Here is a 19,927-nt window from a genome sequence, read left to right on the forward strand (position 1 = left end):
GGTAGAGCTTTTCCGGCAGATGAGCGCCTACCCCTCATGGCCATGAAAGCTTCCCTGCAACTGCGTGTCGGCACCCAGCTGACCATGACTCCCCAGCTGCAGCAGGCGATAGCCCTGCTGCAGCTTTCGACGCTCGACCTGCGCCAGGAGATCCAGCAGGCACTGGAATCCAACCCCATGCTGGAACTCGACGACGGCTTCGGCGAGCAGGCCGTCAGCGATACCCCAAGCGATGACTGGGCCAGCGAGATACCCAGCGAACTCTCCACCGACAGCGACTGGTCGGATACCTACCCCGATCACGGCACGAGTTCCGGTGGCGCTACCGGCGAAGGCCCCGACTTCGAGCGCCAGGCCTCGGCGCAGACCCTGACCGGCCATTTGATCTGGCAATTGGCAATGACCGATCTGAGCGATCGCCAGCGCCTTATTGCCGAGAGCCTGATCGATGCCGTCGATGCCACCGGCTATCTGGCGCAACCGCTGGAGGAGATTCGCGACGGCCTGCGCCGGCAAGGCCTGGAGGGCCTGCCGACCCGGGAAGTCGAGCAGGTCCTGCTGCGCCTGCAACAGTTCGAACCGACCGGCGTGTTCGCCCGCGACCTGCGCGAGTGCCTGATGCTGCAGTTGGCCGCGATGCCCGATGACACGCCGCTGCTGCCCCAGACCCGCCGCCTGGTACGCCAGTTCCTCGAGGCCCTGGCCGCCGACGATCGTCGCCTGCTGAAGCGCCGCCTAGGGCTGGACGACGAATCGCTGGATCAGGTCATCGCCCTGGTTCGCTCGCTGGACCCCCGGCCAGGCAGCGCCTATGCCGAGGTCGGCAGCAGCTACGTCACCCCGGACCTGGTTGCTTACCATGACGAATCCGGCTGGCGCGTGGAGCTCAACGCCGAGGCACTGCCACGTCTGCGCATCCAGCCCGACTACGTCGCCCTGGTACGGCGCGCGGACAAGAGTCAGGACAACCAGTTTCTCAAGGATCACCTGCAGGAAGCGCGCTGGCTGATGAAAAGCCTTGCCAGCCGCAACGACACCCTGCTGCGGGTGGGGCGCGAGATCATGGCACGCCAGATCGAGTTTCTCGAGCAGGGCGAGGAAGGCATGAAGCCCCTGGTACTGGCCGACATCGCCCAGGCCGTCGAGATGCATGAGTCGACCATTTCGCGGGTGACGACGCAGAAGTTCATCCACACCCCCCGCGGGGTTTTCGAACTGAAGTACTTCTTCTCCAGCCATGTCGGCGGAAACGGTGACGGTGACGTGCATTCCAGCACGGCGATTCGCGCCCGCATCCGCAAGCTGATCGCCGACGAACCGCCGCGCAAGCCGCTCTCCGATAGCCGCTTGGTGGAGCTGCTGGGCGATGATGGCATCCAGGTCGCTCGCCGCACGGTGGCCAAATATCGCGAAGCCCTGGGCATCCCCTCCTCGAGCGAACGCAAGCGTTTTCGCTGATACCGCGACGCAATGCTGATCCCCGGCAAACCCGCCGTTCGAAGGGGTATGCAGGGCAGTAAAAAGGGTTACAATCGAGCTACCACCCGAAGGACGAAGGAGCTTGTCATGCAAGTCAACATCACCGGCCATCATGTTGAGCTGACCGATTCACTGCGTGACTACGTGAGCGAGAAGCTGAACCGCGTCCAGCGACACTACGACAACATCACCAACGTGCAGGTCACGCTCTCGATCGAGAAGGAGCGTCAGCAGGCCGCCTGCACGCTGCATGCCGCCGGCGCCGACCTTCACGCCGAAGCCTCCGATCAAGACATGTACGCCGCCATCGATGCGCTGACCGACAAGCTCGATCGTCAACTGGTCAAACACAAGGAAAAAGCCCAGGCTCGCGCCCAGGGCGCCGGCATTCGCTGAGTTGCCATGACACTGGAAACCATCCTGCCCCCGGAGCGAGCGCTGTTCGACGTTCCGGGAGGCAGCAAGAAGAGGGTGCTGGAATTCTTCAGCACCTTCATTGCGCAGAACACTCCGAGCCTCGACAGTCAGGAGGTCTTCGGCAGGCTGGTCGGTCGCGAGAGGCTGGGCAGCACCGGCATCGGCAATGGCGTGGCCATCCCCCATGCACGAAGTCCGCACTGTCACAGCCCGGTGGCGGCATTTCTCAAGCTGGCCGAGCCGATCGACTTCGATGCCATCGACGGCGAGCCGGTCGACCTGGTGTTCGTGCTGCTGGTCCCCGAAGAGGCCGACGATACGCACCTGTCGCTGCTGAGCCAGGTAGCCGGCGTGATGAACGATGCCGAGACGCGCGCCCAGCTGCGAAAATGCGCTAGCCAGCGCGAACTCCACGAGCGCCTTATCGAAGCGATTCGACGACAGTCCTCGGGCTGAATTGAACAATTCACCGTATCGGCCAGCCCTGATCAGGAGACCCCTCATGCAGCTTGTGATCATCAGCGGCCGCTCCGGCTCCGGCAAGTCGATCGCACTGCAGGCGCTCGAGGACATCGGCTACTACGCCATCGATAATCTCCCGGCGATGCTGCTCGGCTCCTTGGTGGATGAGCTACGCAACTCACCCACGATCCAGACTTCGATTGCGGTGAGCATCGATGCTCGCAACCTGCCTCATGCCCTTGAACGCTTCCCGCGTCTGCTTGAAGAGCTGCGTACCAATCAGGTCGACTGCCAGATCGTCTACCTGACGACCGACGCCCGCATCCTGCTCGAACGCTACTCTGCCACCCGGCGCCGCCACCCCCTGACCCGCGGTCGGGACATGACCCTGAACGAAGCCATCGAGTCGGAAGACGCGACCCTCAGCGACATTCGCAACCTGGCGGATCTGATCATCGACACCTCACGGCTGTCGGTGCATGACCTACGCGGGCGCATCACCGAGCAAGTCGCCAGCCATCGCGCCGACCAGCTGACCCTGACGGTGGAGTCGTTCGGCTTCAAGGGTGGCGTGCCGCTCGATGCCGATATCGTTTTCGATGCACGCTGCCTGCCCAACCCCTACTGGGATCCGCGCCTGCGCTCCGCTACTGGCCGGGAACCCAGCATCGTGGAGTTTCTTGAGCAGTACCCGCTGGTACAGCAGATGCTCGACGACATCATCGCCTGGATCGAACGCTGGTTGCCGGCCTATCGCGACACCCACCGCAGCTATTTGACCGTTGCCATCGGCTGCACCGGCGGCCAGCACCGCTCGGTCTATCTCGCCGAGCGTCTCGCGCATCACCTCGCGCAACAGCAGCCGGACGTACGCCTTCGCCACCGCGAACTCGGCATTCATACACCGGTCACTCCCGCCCGTGGAAAGACCGCAGAGACATCAGACAGCAAGGAAACCTGAGTGTGCCCTGCCGCAAGCTGACCCTGACCAACAAACGCGGTCTTCATGCCCGCGCTGCCACCAAGCTGGTGCAGTGCTGTCAGCCTTTCGATGCGCGCGTGCTCGTCAACCGAGGGCCGCAGCAGGCCGACGCCAGCAACATCATGGCGCTGTTGATGCTGGGCGCCCCCTGCGGCACCGAGCTGGAAATCAGTGCCGAGGGTGACGACGCCGAAGCGGTGCTGGAGGCCATCGAGGCTCTCTTCGAGGCCCGCTTCGAAGAGGATAGTTAGGGGCTTCGCCTGGCCTGACCATCGCTCGCTCATTCCCGCGAGCTTTGCGGTAAAGCGTAAATCCGCTTCAGCTACCCGCCACGGTCATCTCGTCGATCAGCCAGCTGCCGGTGTGAATGCTGCCGCGGGTGTCGATATCGCTGCCGACGGCCTGCAACCCCTTGAACATTGCCTCGAGGTTGCCGGCGATGGTGAACTCCTCTACCGGGTACTGGATTTCGCCATTCTCCACCCAGAAGCCGGCTGCACCACGCGAGTAGTCACCGGTGACTCCATTGACGCCTTGCCCCATCAGCTCGGTGACCAGCACCCCGCGCCCCATGCGCGCGAGCAGCGCCTGGCGCGTCTCGAGCGGTGCCGAGATGCGCAGGTTGCGAGCGCCACCGGCATTGCCCGTGGTCTGCATGCCGAGGCGCCGTGCGCTGTAGGCCGACAGCATGTAGCTGGCAAGGCGGCCCTGCTCGATGAAGACATTGTTGCGCGTCTGCACACCGTCGTTGTCGAAGGCCGAACTGGCCATGGCACCACGCTCCATGGGATGCTCGCCCAGGGTGAACCAGTCGAGAAACAGCGGCTCGCCCAGCCGGTCGCACAGGAAGGAGGCCTGGCGATAGAGCGAACCGCCGGCGATGGCGCTCATCAGGTGCCCGACGAGGCCACTGGCCACGGTGGCATCGAACAGTACCGGCAGGCGCCCGGTAGCGGGGCGCTGCGCACCAAGCCGGCTCAGGGTGCGCTCGGCTGCCCGCCTGCCCACCACCTCGGCAGACAGCAGTTCCTTGGGATCACGTGCGCTGGTGTAGTCGTAGTCACGCTGCATGCCGTGTTCGTCTTCGGCGATCAGCATGCAGGAGAGCGAATGGCGGCTGCCGCGCTGACTGCCCATGAAGCCGTGACTATTGGCATAGACCCTCACCCCTTCGCCGCTGGAGAGCGAAGCCCCTTCCGACTGACGGATACCGGGTTCGCCGCGCCCGGCCGCCTCGCAGGCCAGCGCCAGATCGATGGCCTGCTCGGTGGAAAGCGGCCAGGGATGGTGCACGTCGAGATCCGGCAGCTCGGTGGCCATCAACTCGGGATCAGCCAGCCCGGCCGCGGGATCCTCCCCGGTGTAGAGGGCGATGGCCACGGCCTTCTCGACGACCTCGCGTATCGAAGCATCACCGGCGTCGGTGGAGGAGGCGCTGCCCTTGTGCCCACGCAGGTAGACCGTCACGGCGATTCCCTGGTCGCGTGAGAGTTCGACGGACTCCACCTCTCCTTCACGCACGCTGATGCCGATTCCCTGATCGACGCTGGCTCCCACTTCGCAGGCATCCGCCCCCAGGTGCTTCGCCAGCCGCAGAGCCTGCTCGGCCCGGGATTCCAGCAGCGCCTGCTGGACGGAGGCATCGAAAGCCTTGCTCATGTGTCTCTCCTTCGCTGACCGGACGCGCCGGCTTCCCACGTGTCATTTCCCGCCGCCCGGCGACGGACTGATATACTGCCATCATTCGAGCTTGGTCGCTTAACTGGCCAGGCTATTCCCGAACTCTCACTAGTTGGACGCGGCATGACCCAGGATACTCCCTCCTCCTTCGACGAACGTCCGAGCAAGTCCCAGCTCAAGCGCGAAATGCATGCACTGCAGGCCCTGGGCGAACAGATCATCGCCATGACACCCGCCGAGCGCGCCCGCTTTCCGCTCTCGGAAGACATGCTGGCGGCCGTCGAAGAAACGTCCCGCATCCGCTCCCACGAAGGGCGGCGGCGCCACATGCAGTACGTCGGCAAGCTGATGCGGCGCGAAGACCTCGAGGCAATCCAGGCCGTATTCGACGAAATCGAGCAGGAAAATCGTCGTCGCGATCTCGCCTTCCACCGCCTCGAGAAGTGGCGCGACCGGCTGATCGATGACGGCGACGAAGCCGTTGAAGCCTTCATCGCCGATTACCCCGATGTCGATCGCCAGGCTCTTCGCCAGCTGATTCGCAACGCCAGGAGCGAGCGCGAACGCGGCAAGCCCCCGGCCAACGCCCGCAAGCTGTTCAAGCTGATCCGGGATACGGCCGGCATTTGATCAAGAGGCAGTGCCGCCGACGGTGAGCTCATCCAGCTTGAGCGTCGGCTGGCCAACTCCTACCGGAACGCCCTGTCCCTCCTTGCCGCAGACGCCGATGCCGGTATCAAGCTCCAGGTCGTGACCGATCATTGACACCCGGCCCATCGCCTCGGGCCCGTTGCCGATTAGGGTGGCCCCCTTCACTGGCGTGGTGATCCGTCCATCCTCTATCAGGTAGGCCTCGCTGGCCGAGAACACGAACTTGCCCGAGGTGATGTCCACCTGGCCACCGCCGAAGCTGACCGCGTAGATACCACGCTTGACGCTGGCGAGGATATCGGCCGGATCGTCCTGGCCAGCCAGCATGTAGGTATTGGTCATGCGCGGCATCGGCATGTGGGCGAACGACTCGCGTCGGGCGTTGCCGGTGGGCTGCATGCCCATCAGCCTGGCATTGAGCTTGTCTTGCATGTAGCCGGTGAGAATGCCGTCCTCGATCAGCGGAGTGTACTGCCCCGGCGTACCTTCGTCGTCCACGCTCATGGAACCGCGACGATCGGCCAGGGTGGCATCGTCCACCACGGTAACTCCGGGAGCCGCCACGCGTTGGCCCATGCATCCGGCAAACGCCGAACTGCCCTTGCGATTGAAGTCGCCCTCCAACCCGTGGCCCACGGCCTCGTGAAGCAGGATGCCGGGCCAGCCGGGCCCGAGCACCACCGGCATCTGGCCTGCCGGCGCATCGACGGCCTCCAGATTGACCAAGGCCTGACGCACTGCCTCCTTGGCGAAACGTTCGGCGACGTTGTCGTCACGTAGCCGTGACATGGCATAGCGGCCGCCACCGCCGGCGCTGCCACGCTCGCGCCTACCGTTCTTGACTGCGATCACGCTGACGTTGAACCGTACCAGCGGGCGCACATCGGCCGCCAGGGTGCCATCGCTGGCGCGCACCAGCACGACCTCGTGCACGCCGGTCAGGGAGGCACTGACCTGACTGACTGCCGGATCGGCGGCTCGCGCCACACGGTCGGCCTGCTTGAGCAGAGCAATCTTGTCCTCGGCCGACAGGCCCGACAAGGGATCGATCGCGGCATAGCGCGATGCTGCCTGGCTCACCACGCGCGTACCGACCGGCAGTGTGGCACCGCTACGCACGATGCCCGATGCCGTGCGTCCGGTCTCGGCCAAGGCATCGACGGTGATCTGGTTGGAGTAGGCGAATCCGGTTTTTTCACCGGCCATGGCGCGCACGCCGACGCCGCCGTCGATGTTGTAGCCGGCCTCCTTGACCTCACCGTCCTCGAGGACCCAGCTCTCATGCCAGCTCCTCTGGAAATAGAGGTCGGCATAGTCCACGCCGGAGGTCAACACGTGCCCTAGGCCGGCATCGAGCGCATCGATGTCCAGCCCGCCGGGATGCAGCAGGATCTCGGCAGCGGTATCGAGTAAGAGAGAGGAAGAGGTGGTCATTCGGCGGTTTCCAGAGTGATTTCCGGCGAGATCCACGGACCCCGCACGCGATAGTGAATTCGGGTGACTCGATCGATGGCGCGCCCGAACAGGCGATCGGCCAGGAACAGCGCCCCACCCACCACTGGCGCACCGGCGATCACCGCGGCCAGCGGCAGGCTACTGCTGACGGGTACCGTCACCCCCAGGCGCTGATCCAGTTCCCGCTGGACGAGGTCGACGGTGCCATCCAGGGTGAAGGAGGTCGCCGGGCCGTCTATCGTGACCGGGCCGTTGGTTTCCAGCACGCCCTCATACAGGGTAGCAGCCCCATTCACACGATCGAAAGCCGTGCCTTGGCCGGTCACGTCGGAAAAATCCATGCGCAGCCGGCGCACCAGGTTGTCGATGTTGAGCAAGCCCACCAGCCGTGCCGTGGGTGACTCGAGGTTGGCAAAACGGCCATCGCGCAACTCGACTTCGATGCTGCCGCGTGAGCGTGCCAGGGCGAATTTCCAGGGAGCTCCCGGCCAGGCCAGCTGGCTACGCACTCGGGTCTCGTTGCTGTGAATCGAGATCGGCTGGCCGAGCCGTTCCAGGGCCGTGCCCAGGTCACGCCCATCGAGATCGACCCGCGAACGGGTCAGGCTGTCGCCGGCTCCGGCCGACTCCCAGACGACCTCCCCCCGCGCCGATATCTGCCCCAGGGTCAGTCCCAGCGGGGCCACCCGCAACCGCTGCGGCCCGCCCTCCCAGTGAGCGGTCAGCGGGCCGAGCTGCCGTCCCTGGTAAAGGATGTCGGCGATTCGTAGACGTCCATCGGGCAGTTCGGTGAGCCAGCCGGGCAGCGGAGCCGGGTCAGGCGGCACATCGAGCTCTTCGAGCAATGTTCCGGCGCCCTGCCCACCGGCCGCCGTAAGCAGGCCATCCAGGGTCAGCCTTTCGAGCGCGATATCCAGCGGATCGGCTAGGCTCGGTCGGTAATCGAGACTCCCTTCGAGCAGGTCGCCGCGCAAGCCGACACGCCAGCCGCCGCCGACGTGTGGGCGCGCTTCGGCGTAGATGGCTCCCAGGCAGGCCTCGGGGCCGACGAGACAGGCGGTTTCCACCCGCAGACTCTGCAGGTACGCAGGGGGGGTGCTGTCTCCAGAAGCTTCCTCCACCAACAGCGGCGACAATGCCTCGCCCCAAGCTACAAGATCGAGCCGGGGGAGATAGAGCGTACCCGACCAGCCCTCCTGCTCGGGCCACGCCGGGGCATCCGGCAATCGTCCCAGCCAGAACTGCCCCTGCCCGTGACTGGACCACGGCAAGCCTCGCCAGCGCAGGCGAGCCTCGCCCCCCATCTCGGCCTCGACCCGCTGCTGGTCGAGGTCAGCCGAGGCCCACAGCGGGCGCGCCTCGCCCGCTGCCTTGCCCAGCGGCTCGGGCAGGTCGATGGCGACTCCTTCCAGGCTGCTGTCGAAGCGAAAGGTGTTGCCCACCTCCCCCAGCGAAAACCGACCACGCCAGGGCAGACGGCCCGACACGCTGGCACCAAGATGGCCGACATCGAAACGCTGCAGCACGCTTTCGATCTCAGCGGAACCGTCGAAATCCACATGGCCGGCGAGAGTGTCGAGGTCGGCATTGAGCGGCCCACCGAAGAGGCGTGCTTCCAACTGCCCCTCAAGCCCCCCTTCGTCATTGCGCTGGCGCCACGCCAACGGGCCCTGTACGTTCTCGACAGGAATGCCCAGTGGCAGGTAGACAAGCCGCTCCATATCCACCTGAGTGTCGAGATCGAGCTGGAAGTCGTCCTCCTCACCGAGCTGCGTGGCCAATTCGATCTCGCCGCTGACACTCCCTTCAGCGCGCCAATTCTCGACCTGCTCCATACCGTCGACGGGCAACGCCAACAGGTAGCGGTGCAACGCTTGGCCATCGGCTGCCAACGCTCCTGTGACGCGCAGCACCTCGTCCTCGATGGTGACACTTCCATCGCGGCCCTGGACCCCCAGACTTTCGGCATGCCGCACCTCAGCCTCGAGGGTGCCGATGCCAGCCCGCAGCCGCCCGTCGAGCGATTCGATCGCCGGCCATTGCGGATCGAACGACAGCCGCCCTTCCTCGATCTCCAGGTCGAGTTGCAAGCGGGGCTCAACGTCGCTTCCACCTTGGTGCAGCGGCAGGTGCAGCTTGAGTTCGCCCGACGGCACGCGTCCAGCCACGCCCGCGGACAACCATGCATACAGCTCATCGTCTAACACGTCGCCGGGTAACCAGTTCTCCAGTGGTCGCTCCAGCGCATCCGCATCGCGAAATCGTAGATCGAGACCCAGCCCCCCCTGCACGCCGCCACCGAGCGCCAAGCCAAAACTGCCCTCCACCTCGGCCCCCTGCCACCCTGCCTTGAGGTTGCGACCGCTGACGAAAGTACGTGGTCCCTCGTAAGTCCACCGCACCTCACCGCTGGCATGAGAGAGCTCCATCGGCGCTTCATAGAGCCGCGGCACCTTGAACGTCGGCTCACCGACGCCGACGAACTCGACACTTCCCGAGAGGTCACGCGCCTCGACCCAGGCATCGAGCGGACCGCCCCCCGGCGCATCGTTCCATGGCTCCACCTCGACCTGGTGCACCGCCGCCTGGGCTACCCAACGCCCGTTGCGTCGCCCGACGCCGAGCCCCGACACCAGGCCACGAGGGTCCAGGGCATCGATGGTGCGCACCAGCGCTTCGGGCAGCAGGATGCGCTCGCGCCACGCGGCCAGCGATGCCAGTTCGAAGCGGCTGGTGGTCAGCCACCAGCCTTCGGCGTCGCTACGTACATGCCAGAAATGCGGCAGTGCCGGTTCCCGCTCGCGCTCGAGCTCACGCGGCTCGGCCCAGTCGGCTGCTGCGGCATCGCCCTGCAGCCACGCCTCCCAGCCTTCCTCGTTGCGCAGCCACTGGCCGCGCGCCTTGAACGGTTCCAGCACGATGGGTTCGTTATCGCGACGCAGTGCCAGTCGCGGCACGTCGACGTCGATTCGCGCATCGGCAAGCTCCCCGAGGTGCCAGCGTCCCCACAGGGTGACGTCACCGCTGGCGTCCTCGAGACGCAGGGGGTCTTCGGGAGTGAAAACCTCGACCAGATCGACCAGCGTGCCGAGCTTCATCGTGGCCTGAAGGGCAGCGCTGAAATCACGAAAGCCGGTAGGTCCGGGGAAAACCTCCAGCGCGCCCTGCAGCGTAGCCTCCTCCTGCCCCTCCAGGTGCACTTCACCCTCGAGATGGGCACGCCGCTCATCGCCGGTGAGCAGCAAGCGTGGCGCCAGCATGTCGACCCGGCGCTCGCGACCATGCAGCACCAGCCGTACGTCTTCCACCCAGGCGCGCTGGCGCAGCAACAGCCCGACCCAGAAATCGAGCTGTTCGAGGTCGAATTCGCCTTCGAGCAGTTCAGGTGGGATTTGCGCCGGATCCGGCCAGTGCCAGCCGCCCTGCTCATCCTGATAGAGATGCAGGGTCATCCCGCGCATGCGAGCATCGGCGATCACCGGCACGCCGGTACGCAGGCTGGCAGAGCTGTCGAGCCACAGCCGGGCGTACTCGATTTCGAGCAGAGGCAGACCGGCGCTCCCCTCCTGGGTGCTGAGCGACAAGCCTCCCCCCTCGATCACCGGATCGAGCCGTGCCAGCCTGGCATTGAAGTCACGCAGTTGGACCGCCGCGCCCGTGCGCGCCTCGAGCAGGCGCTCGACGCGTGGTGCCATTTGATCGACCTGGGACAGCGCCAGTCGCAGCACCAGCAACAGCAGCGCAACCAGCGACAGCAGCACGGCCAGAAGGGTAAGGGTCCAGCGTCCTATCCGGCGAGAAGGTGGCATCGGACGCTCACATCAGCACGATGTCGTACTGCTCCTGGGAGTAGTGGGTCTCGACCTGGAAGCGGATGGTCTTGCCGATGAAGGCTTCCAGATCGGCGACCGCCGCAGACTCCTCGTCGAGCAGCCGATCCACTACCGGCTGGGAGGCCAGCACCATGTAGGTCTCGGCGTTATAGGCGCGTTCCTCGCGCAGGATCTCGCGAAAGATTTCGTAGCACACCGTCTCGGCGGTCTTCAGGGTGCCGCGCCCGCTGCAGGTGGGGCACGATTCGCACAGCGTCTGTTCCAGGCTTTCGCGGGTACGCTTACGGGTCAGCTGCACCAGCCCCAGTTCGGTGACGCCGGTGCACTTGGTCTTGGCATGGTCGCGCTCCAGCGCCTTCTCGAGCACTCGCAGCACTTGGCGCTGGTGCTCGGGGTCCTCCATGTCGATGAAGTCGATGATGATGATGCCGCCCAGGTTGCGCAGTCGTAGCTGGCGAGCAATGGCGTTGGCCGCCTCGAGGTTGGTCTTGAAGATGGTCTCCTCGAGGTTGCGATGCCCCACATAGCCGCCGGTGTTGACGTCGATGGTGGTCATCGCCTCGGTGGGATCGATCACCAGGTAACCACCGGACTTGAGCTGCACCTTGCGCCCCAGCGCTTTCTGGATCTCGTCCTCGACGCTGTAGAGATCGAAGATGGGTCTCTCGCCGGGGTAGTACTCGATGCGTGCCGAGGAATCCGGCATGAACTCTTCGGCAAACTCGAGCAGCTTGACGTAGTTCTCCCGCGAGTCGATACGCACCTTCTCGATCTCGTCGCGCATCAGGTCGCGCAACGTACGGATGAACAGCGGCAGGTCGTCGTAGATCACGCTGGGTGCCGGCGCCGTCACCTTGCGTTCGCTGACCTTGCGCCACAGTCGAAGCAGAAAGTGCATGTCGGCAAAGAGCTCGTCCTTGCCCACGTTCTCTGCCGCCGTGCGCACGATGAAGCCACCGGTGATCTCGATCTCCTGCTCGGCCTGGCAGAGCTCGAGCAGTTCACGCAGGCGCTCGCGCTCACGCTCGTCCTCGATGCGCTGGGAGACACCATGATGGGGAGAGTCGGGCATGTAGACCAGATAACGCGACGGCACCGACAGATGAGTGGTGAGACGCGCCCCCTTGGTACCGATGGGGTCCTTGGTGACCTGCACGACCAGGGCCTGGCCTTCGTGCAGCAGCTGGCCGATGGAGGCCTGCTCCTCGGGCGGGGTACCCGGAGGCATCACCTCGTGGGCATGGATGAACGCCGCCCGGTCGAGGCCGATATCGACGAAGGCCGCCTGCATGCCGGGAAGCACCCGTACCACGCGGCCTTTGTAGATATTGCCGACGATGCCGCGCCGGCGCGTTCGCTCGATCAGCGCCTCCTGCAGCACGCCGTTTTCCACTACCGCCACGCGGGTTTCCATCGGCGTCAGGTTGATCAGTACTTCGCCGCTCATGCGGAAATCCTTGTCCAGTTCAGTCTTCGCCGCATTATGACATAGTGATGCGACTAGACAGCACCATTCCATAACCGGACGCCCTGCCGACCCAGCAGTTGCGCCGTCTCGTACAGCGGCAACCCCACCACGGCAGAGTGGCTGCCCTCGATGCGTTCGATGAAGATCGCCGCCAACCCCTGGATGGCATAGCCGCCCGCCTTGTCGACCGGCTCGCCGGTGGCCCAGTAGGCCGCCACCTCCCTCTCTTCGATCCGGCGCATCTGGACCCGCGTCGTCACGCAGACGTCGAGCAATCCGGCAGGCCCCGTCACGGCCACGGCAGTGAGGACTTGGTGTGCGCGCCCCGACAGCAGGTGCAACATCTCCGCGGCCTCAGTCCGATCGGTAGGCTTACCGAGAATCCGGCCTTCACACACCACCGCGGTGTCCGAGCCCAGTGTCGGCAGCCTCGTGAGCCGTCCTCCGGCCGAGGCCTTCTCGCGCGCCAGTCGTACGACGTACGCCTCGGGGCTCTCTTCGGCTAGAGGCGTCTCGTCAATATCGACGGGCTTCACCTCCGCCACCACCCCGATGCTGGCGAGCAGCTCGCGCCGCCGCGGCGAAGCCGACGCCAGACACAGCACGGCAGGACTCGACGTCTCGGTCATAGGGTCGTTCCTTCAATCGTGACTCAGCAGGCGACGCTCCAGTGCCTGGAACATGGTGACCAGCCAGGGCCACAGCGCTGCGCCGATCAAGGATGGCAACAGGAAGGCAAGATGCATCGAAAAAGGACCGAACAGGGTGCGCAGCCACTGTTCTACCAGCTGTACCAGCCCCAGCAGCACCAGGATCAACAGTGCCTGCTGTACCAGGGAGTAGGTTCGAAAACGCGGGTAGACCAGCGCCGAGAGGAACGCCAGCAGGGAAAGGGTCAAGGCGTTCTGGCCCAGCGGCGCCCCCTCGATGAGATCGAGCAGGATGCCGAGCACGAAACCATGAAAGACGCCGACCCGGTCGGGCGTAGCCATGCACCAATAGATCAGCATAAGGCCGAGCCAGTCAGGGCGCCAGATCTGCCACCCCTCGGCCAGCGGCATCACCTGCAGGCAAAGCGCCAGCAGCAGGGTGAACCACACCCAGGCCAGAGGGGTACGGGGTCCGCTTGGCATCACTCCTGCTCCTCCGTGGCGGGACCGAGCGAAGCATCCACCTCGGCCTCCTCGGGCAGTTCGCGGTCCCACATCTCATCCTCCGGGACCGGAGGAGGCGCTGGCGGGAAAATCAACAGAAAGTGGCGCGAGCGTTGCAGACGCGCCACGGGCTCGGCCGTTACCCGGGCAAAGGGCTGCCCGGGGTCATGTACCACCTCGGTGACTCTTGCCACTGGATAGCCCGATGGAAAGCGACCCGCAAGACCGGATGTCACCAGCAGGTCCCCTTGGCGAATGTCGGCCGTATCGGGTACGTGCACCACCCGCAGGGCATCGTACTGACCGCTACCCTGGAGCACGAAGCGCAGCCCGTTGCGATTGACCTGGATCGGCAGCGCATGGCTGGCATCGGCGACCATCAGCACCCGGCTGGAGTACGCCGAAACGGCCGTTACCTGTCCCACCAACCCCGAGGCGTCCAGCACCGGCTGCCCCACGTAGACCCCGTTGCGGCGACCGCGGTCGATGACCATCTGGTGGGTGAACGGATCGGCGTCCAGGGAGAGCAGCTCAGCAGTAATGTACTCCGCCTCCGTACGCGCCGCGGCCCCCAACAGCTCGCGCAGGCGAACGTTCTCCGCCGTCAGGCTCGACATGTGCTGCACCCGATGCGACAGGTGCAGGATCTGTTCACGCAGACGGCGGTTCTCTTCTACCAGTCCACGCTGATCAGATAGCGCCAGCGACCCCCAGGCCAGGATGTCACTGGGTACGGCCACCAGCCACTGGATCGGCGCCACGACGGTGGTGAGCTGCGCACGGACCTCTTCCATACGGGTAAAACGATGATCGACGAACATCAACACAGAAGCGGCCACCGCACACGCCAGCATGCGGTAGCCAGGCACAGAACCGTGCGAGAACAGCGGTTTAATAGACGTCCCCCCCGCACCGGGCGCGGCATATCGGCTGGCCGCGCCTGTTCATACGTCGATTCGCACTGTCAATCGGTCTTGCGCCGGCGTCAGTCGCTCGAGAGCAGCTCGAAAGTGTGGCGGTCGATCATTTCGAGCGCCTTGCCCCCACCACGCGCCACGCAGGTCAACGGATCTTCGGCGACGATGACCGGAAGCCCGGTCTCCTCGGCGATCAGCTTGTCGAGATCGCGCAACAGAGCGCCACCGCCGGTCAGCACCAGTCCACGCTCGGCAATGTCCGAAGCGAGCTCCGGCGGCGACTGCTCCAGCGCGCTCTTGACCGCGGCGACGATCGAGGAGAGCGTCTCCTGCAGCGCGTCGAGGATTTCGTGGGAGTTCAGGGTAAAGCTGCGCGGAATGCCCTCGGCCAGGTTGCGGCCGCGTACGTCGATCTCACGCAGCTCGCCGCCGGGATAGGCACAGCCGATCTCCTCCTTGATGCGCTCGGCAGTGGCTTCGCCGATCAGGCTGCCATAGTGACGCCGCACATAGGCGGAGATGGCCTCATCGAAGCGGTCGCCACCGACCCGGATCGACTCGGAGTAGACCACCCCGTTGAGCGAGATGATGGCGATCTCGGTGGTTCCGCCACCGATGTCCACTACCATCGAGCCCTGGGCGTCGTCCACCGGCAGGCCGGCGCCGATGGCGGCGGCCATGGGCTCCTCGATCAGGAACACTTCGCGGGCACCGGCCCCCTCGGCAGACTCCTTGATCGCCCGACGCTCGACCTGGGTCGACATGCAGGGTACGCAGACCAATACCCGCGGACTGGGTGTCAGAAAGGTGCTTTGGTGCACCTTGCGGATGAAGTGCTGCAGCATCTGTTCGGTCACGGTGAAGTCGGCGATCACGCCGTCCTTCATCGGCCGAATGGCGGTGATATTGCCCGGCGTACGGCCCAGCATGCGCTTGGCATCGGCGCCAACCGCGGCCACGCTGCGCATGTTGCCGGACTGGCGAATGGCCACTACCGACGGCTCGTCGAGCACGATACCGCGACCGCGGACATAAATCAGCGTATTGGCCGTACCCAGATCGATGGAAAGATCGCTGGAGAACAGCCCCCTCAAACGTTTGAACATGGACGTCGTTACCTAGTGCAGACCGGGACCAGTGCGGAGGCAAACGGTATCATCGCGGCCCCCGTGCAGCAAGCGACATGGCGCCGCCGCAGGTGCGAGTAAGAGTGCCCGCCACGCGTCGGATATGGTACCTTTTCCTGCTGTGTATAACACTCCTATCCGTGCGAGGACACTCAGCTCATGGCGCTTGAACACGCAGACGTGCAGCGGGCCGCCCACCTGGCCCGCCTCGGCCTGACCGACAACGAAGCCGCCCGCTACGTGGACGACCTAGGCCGCATTCTCGAGATGGTCGACCTGCTCCAGGGACTCGACACCGAAGGCGTCGCGCCACTGGCGCACCCGCTCGACGTCACCCAGCGCCTGCGCGCCGACGAAGTCACCGAGAGCGACCAGCGCGCTCGCTTCCAGCGCTGCGCTCCGGCCGTGGAAAACGGGCTCTACCTCGTTCCTCGAGTCGTCGAATGAGCCTTGACCGGCCGCCGGTCATCGCAGGATCCGCTTTCTCTATCACGGCACGCCTTCATGGAGCCATGCCGCATGCATGACAAGACCCTTGCCGAACTGACCCGTTCGCTCGAAGCCGGCGAGTTCTCCAGCCGCGAACTGACACAACACCTGCTGGGCCGCATCGACCGCCTCGACGGCAAGCTCAACAGCTTCATTACCGTCACCTACGATCAGGCCCTGGCCGCCGCCGAAGCCGCCGACAAGGCGCGTGCCGCGGGCGAGGCAGGGCCGCTGACCGGCCTGCCCCTGGCGCTGAAGGACATCTTCTGCACCCAGGGCGTCAAGACCACCGCCGGTTCGCGAATGCTCGACAACTTCATCTCGCCCTACGACGCCACCATTGTCGAGAAGCTGGAGGCCGCCGGTACCGTCAGCCTGGGCAAGACCAACATGGACGAGTTCGCCATGGGCTCCTCCAACGAAAACAGCCACTACGGTGCGGTGAAGAACCCCTGGGATCTCGATGCCGTGCCCGGCGGCTCCTCCGGCGGCAGCGCGGCGGCGGTGGCCTCCGGCCTGGTGCCGGCCGCCATCGGCACCGACACCGGCGGCTCGATCCGCCAGCCCGCCGCCTTCTGCGGCATCACCGGACTCAAGCCCACCTATGGGCGGGTGTCGCGCTACGGCATGATCGCCTACGCCTCGAGCCTCGACCAGGCCGGCCCCATGGCCCGCTCCGCCGAGGACTGCGCCCTGTTGCTGGGGGCGATGGCCGGCCACGACCTGCGCGACTCCACTTGCGTGGCACGCGGTGTGCCGGATTATACCGAGGAGCTCGACACGCCTCTCGCCGGTCTCAAGATCGGCCTGCCGCGAGAGTACTTCGGCGACGGCCTCGACCCCCAGGTGGAAGCAGCGATCCGCGAGGCAATCAAGGTCTTCGAGTCGCTCGGCGCCAGCGTGCGCGAGGTGAGCCTGCCGCACACTCACTACGCGATCCCGGCCTACTACGTCATCGCCCCCGCCGAGGCCTCATCGAACTTGTCGCGTTTCGACGGCGTACGCTTCGGCCATCGCTGCGACAACCCCGCCGACCTGATCGACCTGTACAAGCGCAGCCGCGCCGAGGGCTTCGGTGACGAGGTCAAGCGCCGCATTCTGATCGGTACCCACACGCTTTCCGAAGGCTTCTTCGATGCCTATTACAAGAAGGCCCAGCAGGTGCGCCGCCTGATTCGCCAGGACTTCCTAGACGCCTTCGAGGAAGTCGACGTACTGATGGGCCCAGCCTCGCCCACGCCGGCCTTCGATCTCGGCGCCAAGAAGGATCCGGTCTCGATGTACCTGCAGGACATCTACACCATTGCCATCAACCTGGCGGGCATTCCCGGCATGAGCGTACCGGCCGGTTTCGCCGGCAGCCGCCCCATCGGGTTGCAGATACTGGGCAGCCACTTCACCGAGGCGCGCCTGCTCAACGTCGCCCATCAGTTCCAGCAGGCCACCGACTGGCACCGTCAACGCCCCGCCTTCGCCGAGGAGAACGCCTGATGCAATGGGAAACCGTGATCGGGCTGGAGGTTCACGTCCAGCTCGCCACCCGCTCGAAGATATTCTCCGGCGCCTCCACCGCCTTCGGCGCCGAACCCAACACCCAGGCCTGCGCCGTCGACTTGGGCCTGCCCGGAGTATTGCCGGTGCTCAACGAGGCCGCCGTGGCGATGGCGGTCAAGTTCGGCCTGGCCATCCATGCCGAGATCCCCGAGGTTTCGGTGTTCGATCGCAAGAACTACTTCTATCCCGACCTGCCCAAGGGCTATCAGACCAGCCAGATGTACCAGCCCATCGTCGGTGCCGGGATTGTCGAGATCACCCTGGAGGACGGCACGACCAAGCCGATTCGCGTGCACCACGCGCACCTCGAGGAGGATGCCGGCAAGTCGCTGCACGAGGACTTTCACGGCATGACCGGCGTCGACCTCAACCGCGCTGGCACGCCGCTGCTCGAAATCGTCTCCGAGCCCGACATGCGCTCGGCGAAAGAGGCCGCCGCCTATCTCAAGGCCATACATTCCATCGTTACCTACCTCGGCATCTCCGACGGCAACATGGCCGAGGGTTCGATGCGCTGTGACGTCAACGTCTCGGTACGCCCCCAGGGCCAGGAAGCCTTCGGCACCCGTGCCGAAATCAAGAACGTCAACTCCTTCCGCTTCGTCGAGCGCGCCATCGCCTTCGAGGTGGAGCGCCAGATCGAGCTGCTCGAGGATGGCGGCAAGGTAGTGCAGGAGACACGCCTGTTCGACCCCGAGCGCGACGAGACTCGCAGCATGCGAACCAAGGAGGAAGCCAACGACTATCGCTACTTCCCCTGCCCCGACCTGCTGCCGGTGGTGCTCGACCAGGCCTACATCGATCACCTGCGCGACAACCTGCCGGAGCTGCCCGCCGAGAAGCGTGCCCGCTTCGAGAACGAACTGGGCCTGTCGGCCTACGACGCCAGCGTGCTTTCCGCCACCCGCGAGATGGCCGACTATTTCGACGAGGTCAAGGACGTCTGCGGCGATGCCAAGCAGGCCGCCAACTGGGTCCAGGGCGAACTCTCGGGCGCCTTGAACCGCGAAGGCCTGTCGATCAAGGACAGCCCGGTCTCGGCCCGCCAGCTCGGTGAACTGCTCGTCCGCGTCATCGACGACACCATCAACGGCAAGGCCGCCAAGCAGGTGTTTCAGGCGTTGTGGAACGGCCAAGGTGCCAGCGCCGATGACATCATCGAGGCCCAGGGGCTCAAGCAGGTTACCGACAGCGGTGCCATCGAGGCGATGATCGACCAGGTGATCGCCGACAGCCCGGCCCAGGTCGCTCAGTATCGCGATGCCGAGCCGGACAAGCGCGGCAAGATGATCGGCTACTTCGTCGGCCAGGTGATGAAGGCCTCGCGTGGGACCGCCAATCCGCAGCAGGTCAATGCGCTGCTGAAGGAAAAGCTGGACGCATAGAAAAGCACGCAGAACCACTGCGCTCGGCATCTTGGGAGCCGGCGGTGCTCGGAATCCTCACTGACACCAGTAAACTCCGGCTCCTCCGCTCCGGCGGCTCCCAACCTGCCATCGCTCGTGACGTTTTACGGCGCTTTTCCCACCAGACCCAAGGAGCCGAGGATGTCGGATGATGTAGGCACACGTCTGCGTGCGCTGCGCACCCTGCGCGGCATCTCCCAGCGCGAGCTGGCCAAGCGCTGCGGGGTCACCCACTCCAGCCTGTCGCTGATCGAGCAGGGCAAGGTCAGCCCCTCTGTCAGTTCGCTGAAGAAGATCCTCGATGCCATACCCATCAGCGTCGGGGACTTCTTCACGCTGGACATGGAGAGCCGAAACCAGGTCTTCTACTCCGCCGAGGAGCTGGCCGACGTAGGCAGCGGCGAAGTCATCTACAAGCTGGTCGGCGCCAATCGCGCTAGCCGTGCCCTGGCGTTCATGATCGAGACCTACCCCCCCGGTGCCGACACCGGTCGCGAGATGATTGCCCACCAGGGCGAAGAAGCCGGTGTGGTGCTCGAGGGCGAGATCGAGATCACCATCGGCGCCGAAACCCGCCTGCTCGGGCCCGGCGAGGCCTACTACTTCGATACCAACGTACCCCACCGCTTCCGCAACCCCGGCAAGGCCTCCTGCCGACTGGTGAGCTGCTGCACGCCGGCCCGCGCCTTCTAGCCAAGCCGACCAGCACCACCCCTTCCTGTACAAGTTTTTCAAAGGACCTGCCCTGTACGGCAGGTTTTTTAATTCTAATAGCTAGATACTGCTATCAATCGACCCTCTACGTGGCTATGACGTAGCTATGACGTGGCTATGGCATAAATAGTGTCAAATG

18 protein-coding genes are annotated in these 19,927 nt (G+C 65.0%); 10 read left to right on the top strand and 8 right to left on the bottom strand.

Annotation, left to right across the window (positions count from 1 at the left end; all coding sequences use genetic code 11):
• Positions 1-36: 36 nt before the first annotated feature.
• The 5 genes from KPL81_RS10580 to KPL81_RS10600 all read left to right on the top strand — a co-directional run bounded on the left by KPL81_RS10580 (position 37) and on the right by KPL81_RS10600 (position 3,591).
• On the top strand, positions 37-1,458 hold the full coding sequence (locus KPL81_RS10580; protein WP_219791940.1) for an RNA polymerase factor sigma-54: 1,422 nt from the start codon (positions 37-39) through the stop codon (positions 1,456-1,458).
• A 108-nt stretch (positions 1,459-1,566) separates the two neighbouring features.
• Positions 1,567-1,875 (top strand): ribosome hibernation-promoting factor, HPF/YfiA family, encoded by a 309-nt coding sequence (gene hpf, locus KPL81_RS10585; protein WP_167111169.1) that lies wholly within the window; start codon positions 1,567-1,569, stop codon positions 1,873-1,875.
• Between the two features lie 6 nt (positions 1,876-1,881).
• Positions 1,882-2,352, top strand: a complete 471-nt coding sequence (gene ptsN / locus KPL81_RS10590) for a PTS IIA-like nitrogen regulatory protein PtsN (protein ID WP_209473030.1) — start codon at positions 1,882-1,884, stop codon at positions 2,350-2,352.
• Positions 2,353-2,398: 46 nt separating this feature from the next.
• Complete coding sequence (rapZ, locus tag KPL81_RS10595) at positions 2,399-3,319, top strand: RNase adapter RapZ (RefSeq protein WP_209473032.1); 921 nt, start codon at positions 2,399-2,401, stop codon at positions 3,317-3,319.
• Between the two features lie 2 nt (positions 3,320-3,321).
• Complete coding sequence (locus KPL81_RS10600) at positions 3,322-3,591, top strand: HPr family phosphocarrier protein (RefSeq protein ID WP_219791942.1); 270 nt, start codon at positions 3,322-3,324, stop codon at positions 3,589-3,591.
• A 67-nt stretch (positions 3,592-3,658) separates the two neighbouring features.
• On the opposite strand, the gene pmbA is transcribed toward KPL81_RS10600, so the two are convergent.
• The gene (gene pmbA, locus KPL81_RS10605) at positions 3,659-4,999 is read right to left on the bottom strand and encodes a metalloprotease PmbA (RefSeq protein ID WP_219791943.1); all 1,341 of its coding nucleotides are present in this window, start codon (positions 4,997-4,999) and stop codon (positions 3,659-3,661) included.
• Between the two features lie 144 nt (positions 5,000-5,143).
• Here pmbA and yjgA point away from each other — a divergent pair, with 144 nt between their 5' ends.
• On the top strand, positions 5,144-5,650 hold the full coding sequence (gene yjgA / locus KPL81_RS10610; protein WP_219791945.1) for a ribosome biogenesis factor YjgA: 507 nt from the start codon (positions 5,144-5,146) through the stop codon (positions 5,648-5,650).
• On the opposite strand, the gene tldD is transcribed toward yjgA, so the two are convergent.
• The 7 genes from tldD to KPL81_RS10645 all read right to left on the bottom strand — a co-directional run bounded on the left by tldD (position 5,651) and on the right by KPL81_RS10645 (position 15,604).
• Positions 5,651-7,105, bottom strand: a complete 1,455-nt coding sequence (gene tldD, locus KPL81_RS10615) for a metalloprotease TldD (RefSeq protein WP_219791947.1) — start codon at positions 7,103-7,105, stop codon at positions 5,651-5,653.
• Positions 7,102-10,935, bottom strand: coding sequence for a YhdP family phospholipid transporter (locus KPL81_RS10620; RefSeq protein ID WP_219791949.1), 3,834 nt, complete (start codon positions 10,933-10,935; stop codon positions 7,102-7,104). Before KPL81_RS10620 ends, tldD begins: the two co-directional genes overlap by 4 nt.
• Positions 10,936-10,942: 7 nt before the next feature.
• Entirely contained in the window at positions 10,943-12,406 is a 1,464-nt protein-coding gene (rng, locus tag KPL81_RS10625) for a ribonuclease G (RefSeq protein WP_209473044.1), read from the bottom strand.
• A 53-nt stretch (positions 12,407-12,459) separates the two neighbouring features.
• The gene (locus KPL81_RS10630; protein WP_219791951.1) at positions 12,460-13,056 is read right to left on the bottom strand and encodes a Maf family protein; all 597 of its coding nucleotides are present in this window, start codon (positions 13,054-13,056) and stop codon (positions 12,460-12,462) included.
• 12 nt (positions 13,057-13,068) lie between these two features.
• Positions 13,069-13,560, bottom strand: a complete 492-nt coding sequence (gene mreD / locus KPL81_RS10635; protein ID WP_219791952.1) for a rod shape-determining protein MreD — start codon at positions 13,558-13,560, stop codon at positions 13,069-13,071.
• On the bottom strand, positions 13,560-14,435 hold the full coding sequence (gene mreC, locus KPL81_RS10640; RefSeq protein WP_209473050.1) for a rod shape-determining protein MreC: 876 nt from the start codon (positions 14,433-14,435) through the stop codon (positions 13,560-13,562). The genes mreD and mreC overlap by 1 nt, the downstream gene beginning before the upstream one ends.
• A gap of 131 nt (positions 14,436-14,566) precedes the next feature.
• The gene (locus KPL81_RS10645; RefSeq protein ID WP_104201758.1) at positions 14,567-15,604 is read right to left on the bottom strand and encodes a rod shape-determining protein; all 1,038 of its coding nucleotides are present in this window, start codon (positions 15,602-15,604) and stop codon (positions 14,567-14,569) included.
• A gap of 180 nt (positions 15,605-15,784) precedes the next feature.
• On the opposite strand from KPL81_RS10645, the gene gatC reads away from it, so the two are divergent.
• The 4 genes from gatC to KPL81_RS10665 all read left to right on the top strand — a co-directional run bounded on the left by gatC (position 15,785) and on the right by KPL81_RS10665 (position 19,767).
• A complete protein-coding gene (gatC, locus tag KPL81_RS10650; RefSeq protein WP_219791953.1) occupies positions 15,785-16,072 on the top strand; it encodes an Asp-tRNA(Asn)/Glu-tRNA(Gln) amidotransferase subunit GatC in 288 nt (95 codons plus the stop codon).
• A gap of 72 nt (positions 16,073-16,144) precedes the next feature.
• Positions 16,145-17,605, top strand: coding sequence for an Asp-tRNA(Asn)/Glu-tRNA(Gln) amidotransferase subunit GatA (gene gatA, locus KPL81_RS10655; protein ID WP_219791954.1), 1,461 nt, complete (start codon positions 16,145-16,147; stop codon positions 17,603-17,605).
• Entirely contained in the window at positions 17,605-19,053 is a 1,449-nt protein-coding gene (gatB, locus tag KPL81_RS10660) for an Asp-tRNA(Asn)/Glu-tRNA(Gln) amidotransferase subunit GatB (protein WP_219791955.1), read from the top strand. Before gatA ends, gatB begins: the two co-directional genes overlap by 1 nt.
• 162 nt (positions 19,054-19,215) lie before the next feature.
• Positions 19,216-19,767, top strand: coding sequence for a cupin domain-containing protein (locus KPL81_RS10665; RefSeq protein WP_219791957.1), 552 nt, complete (start codon positions 19,216-19,218; stop codon positions 19,765-19,767).
• The last annotated feature ends 160 nt before the right edge of the window (positions 19,768-19,927 follow it).

The sequence above is a fragment of the Billgrantia antri genome, assembly GCF_019430905.1.
Lineage (GTDB): Bacteria > Pseudomonadota > Gammaproteobacteria > Pseudomonadales > Halomonadaceae > Halomonas > Halomonas antri.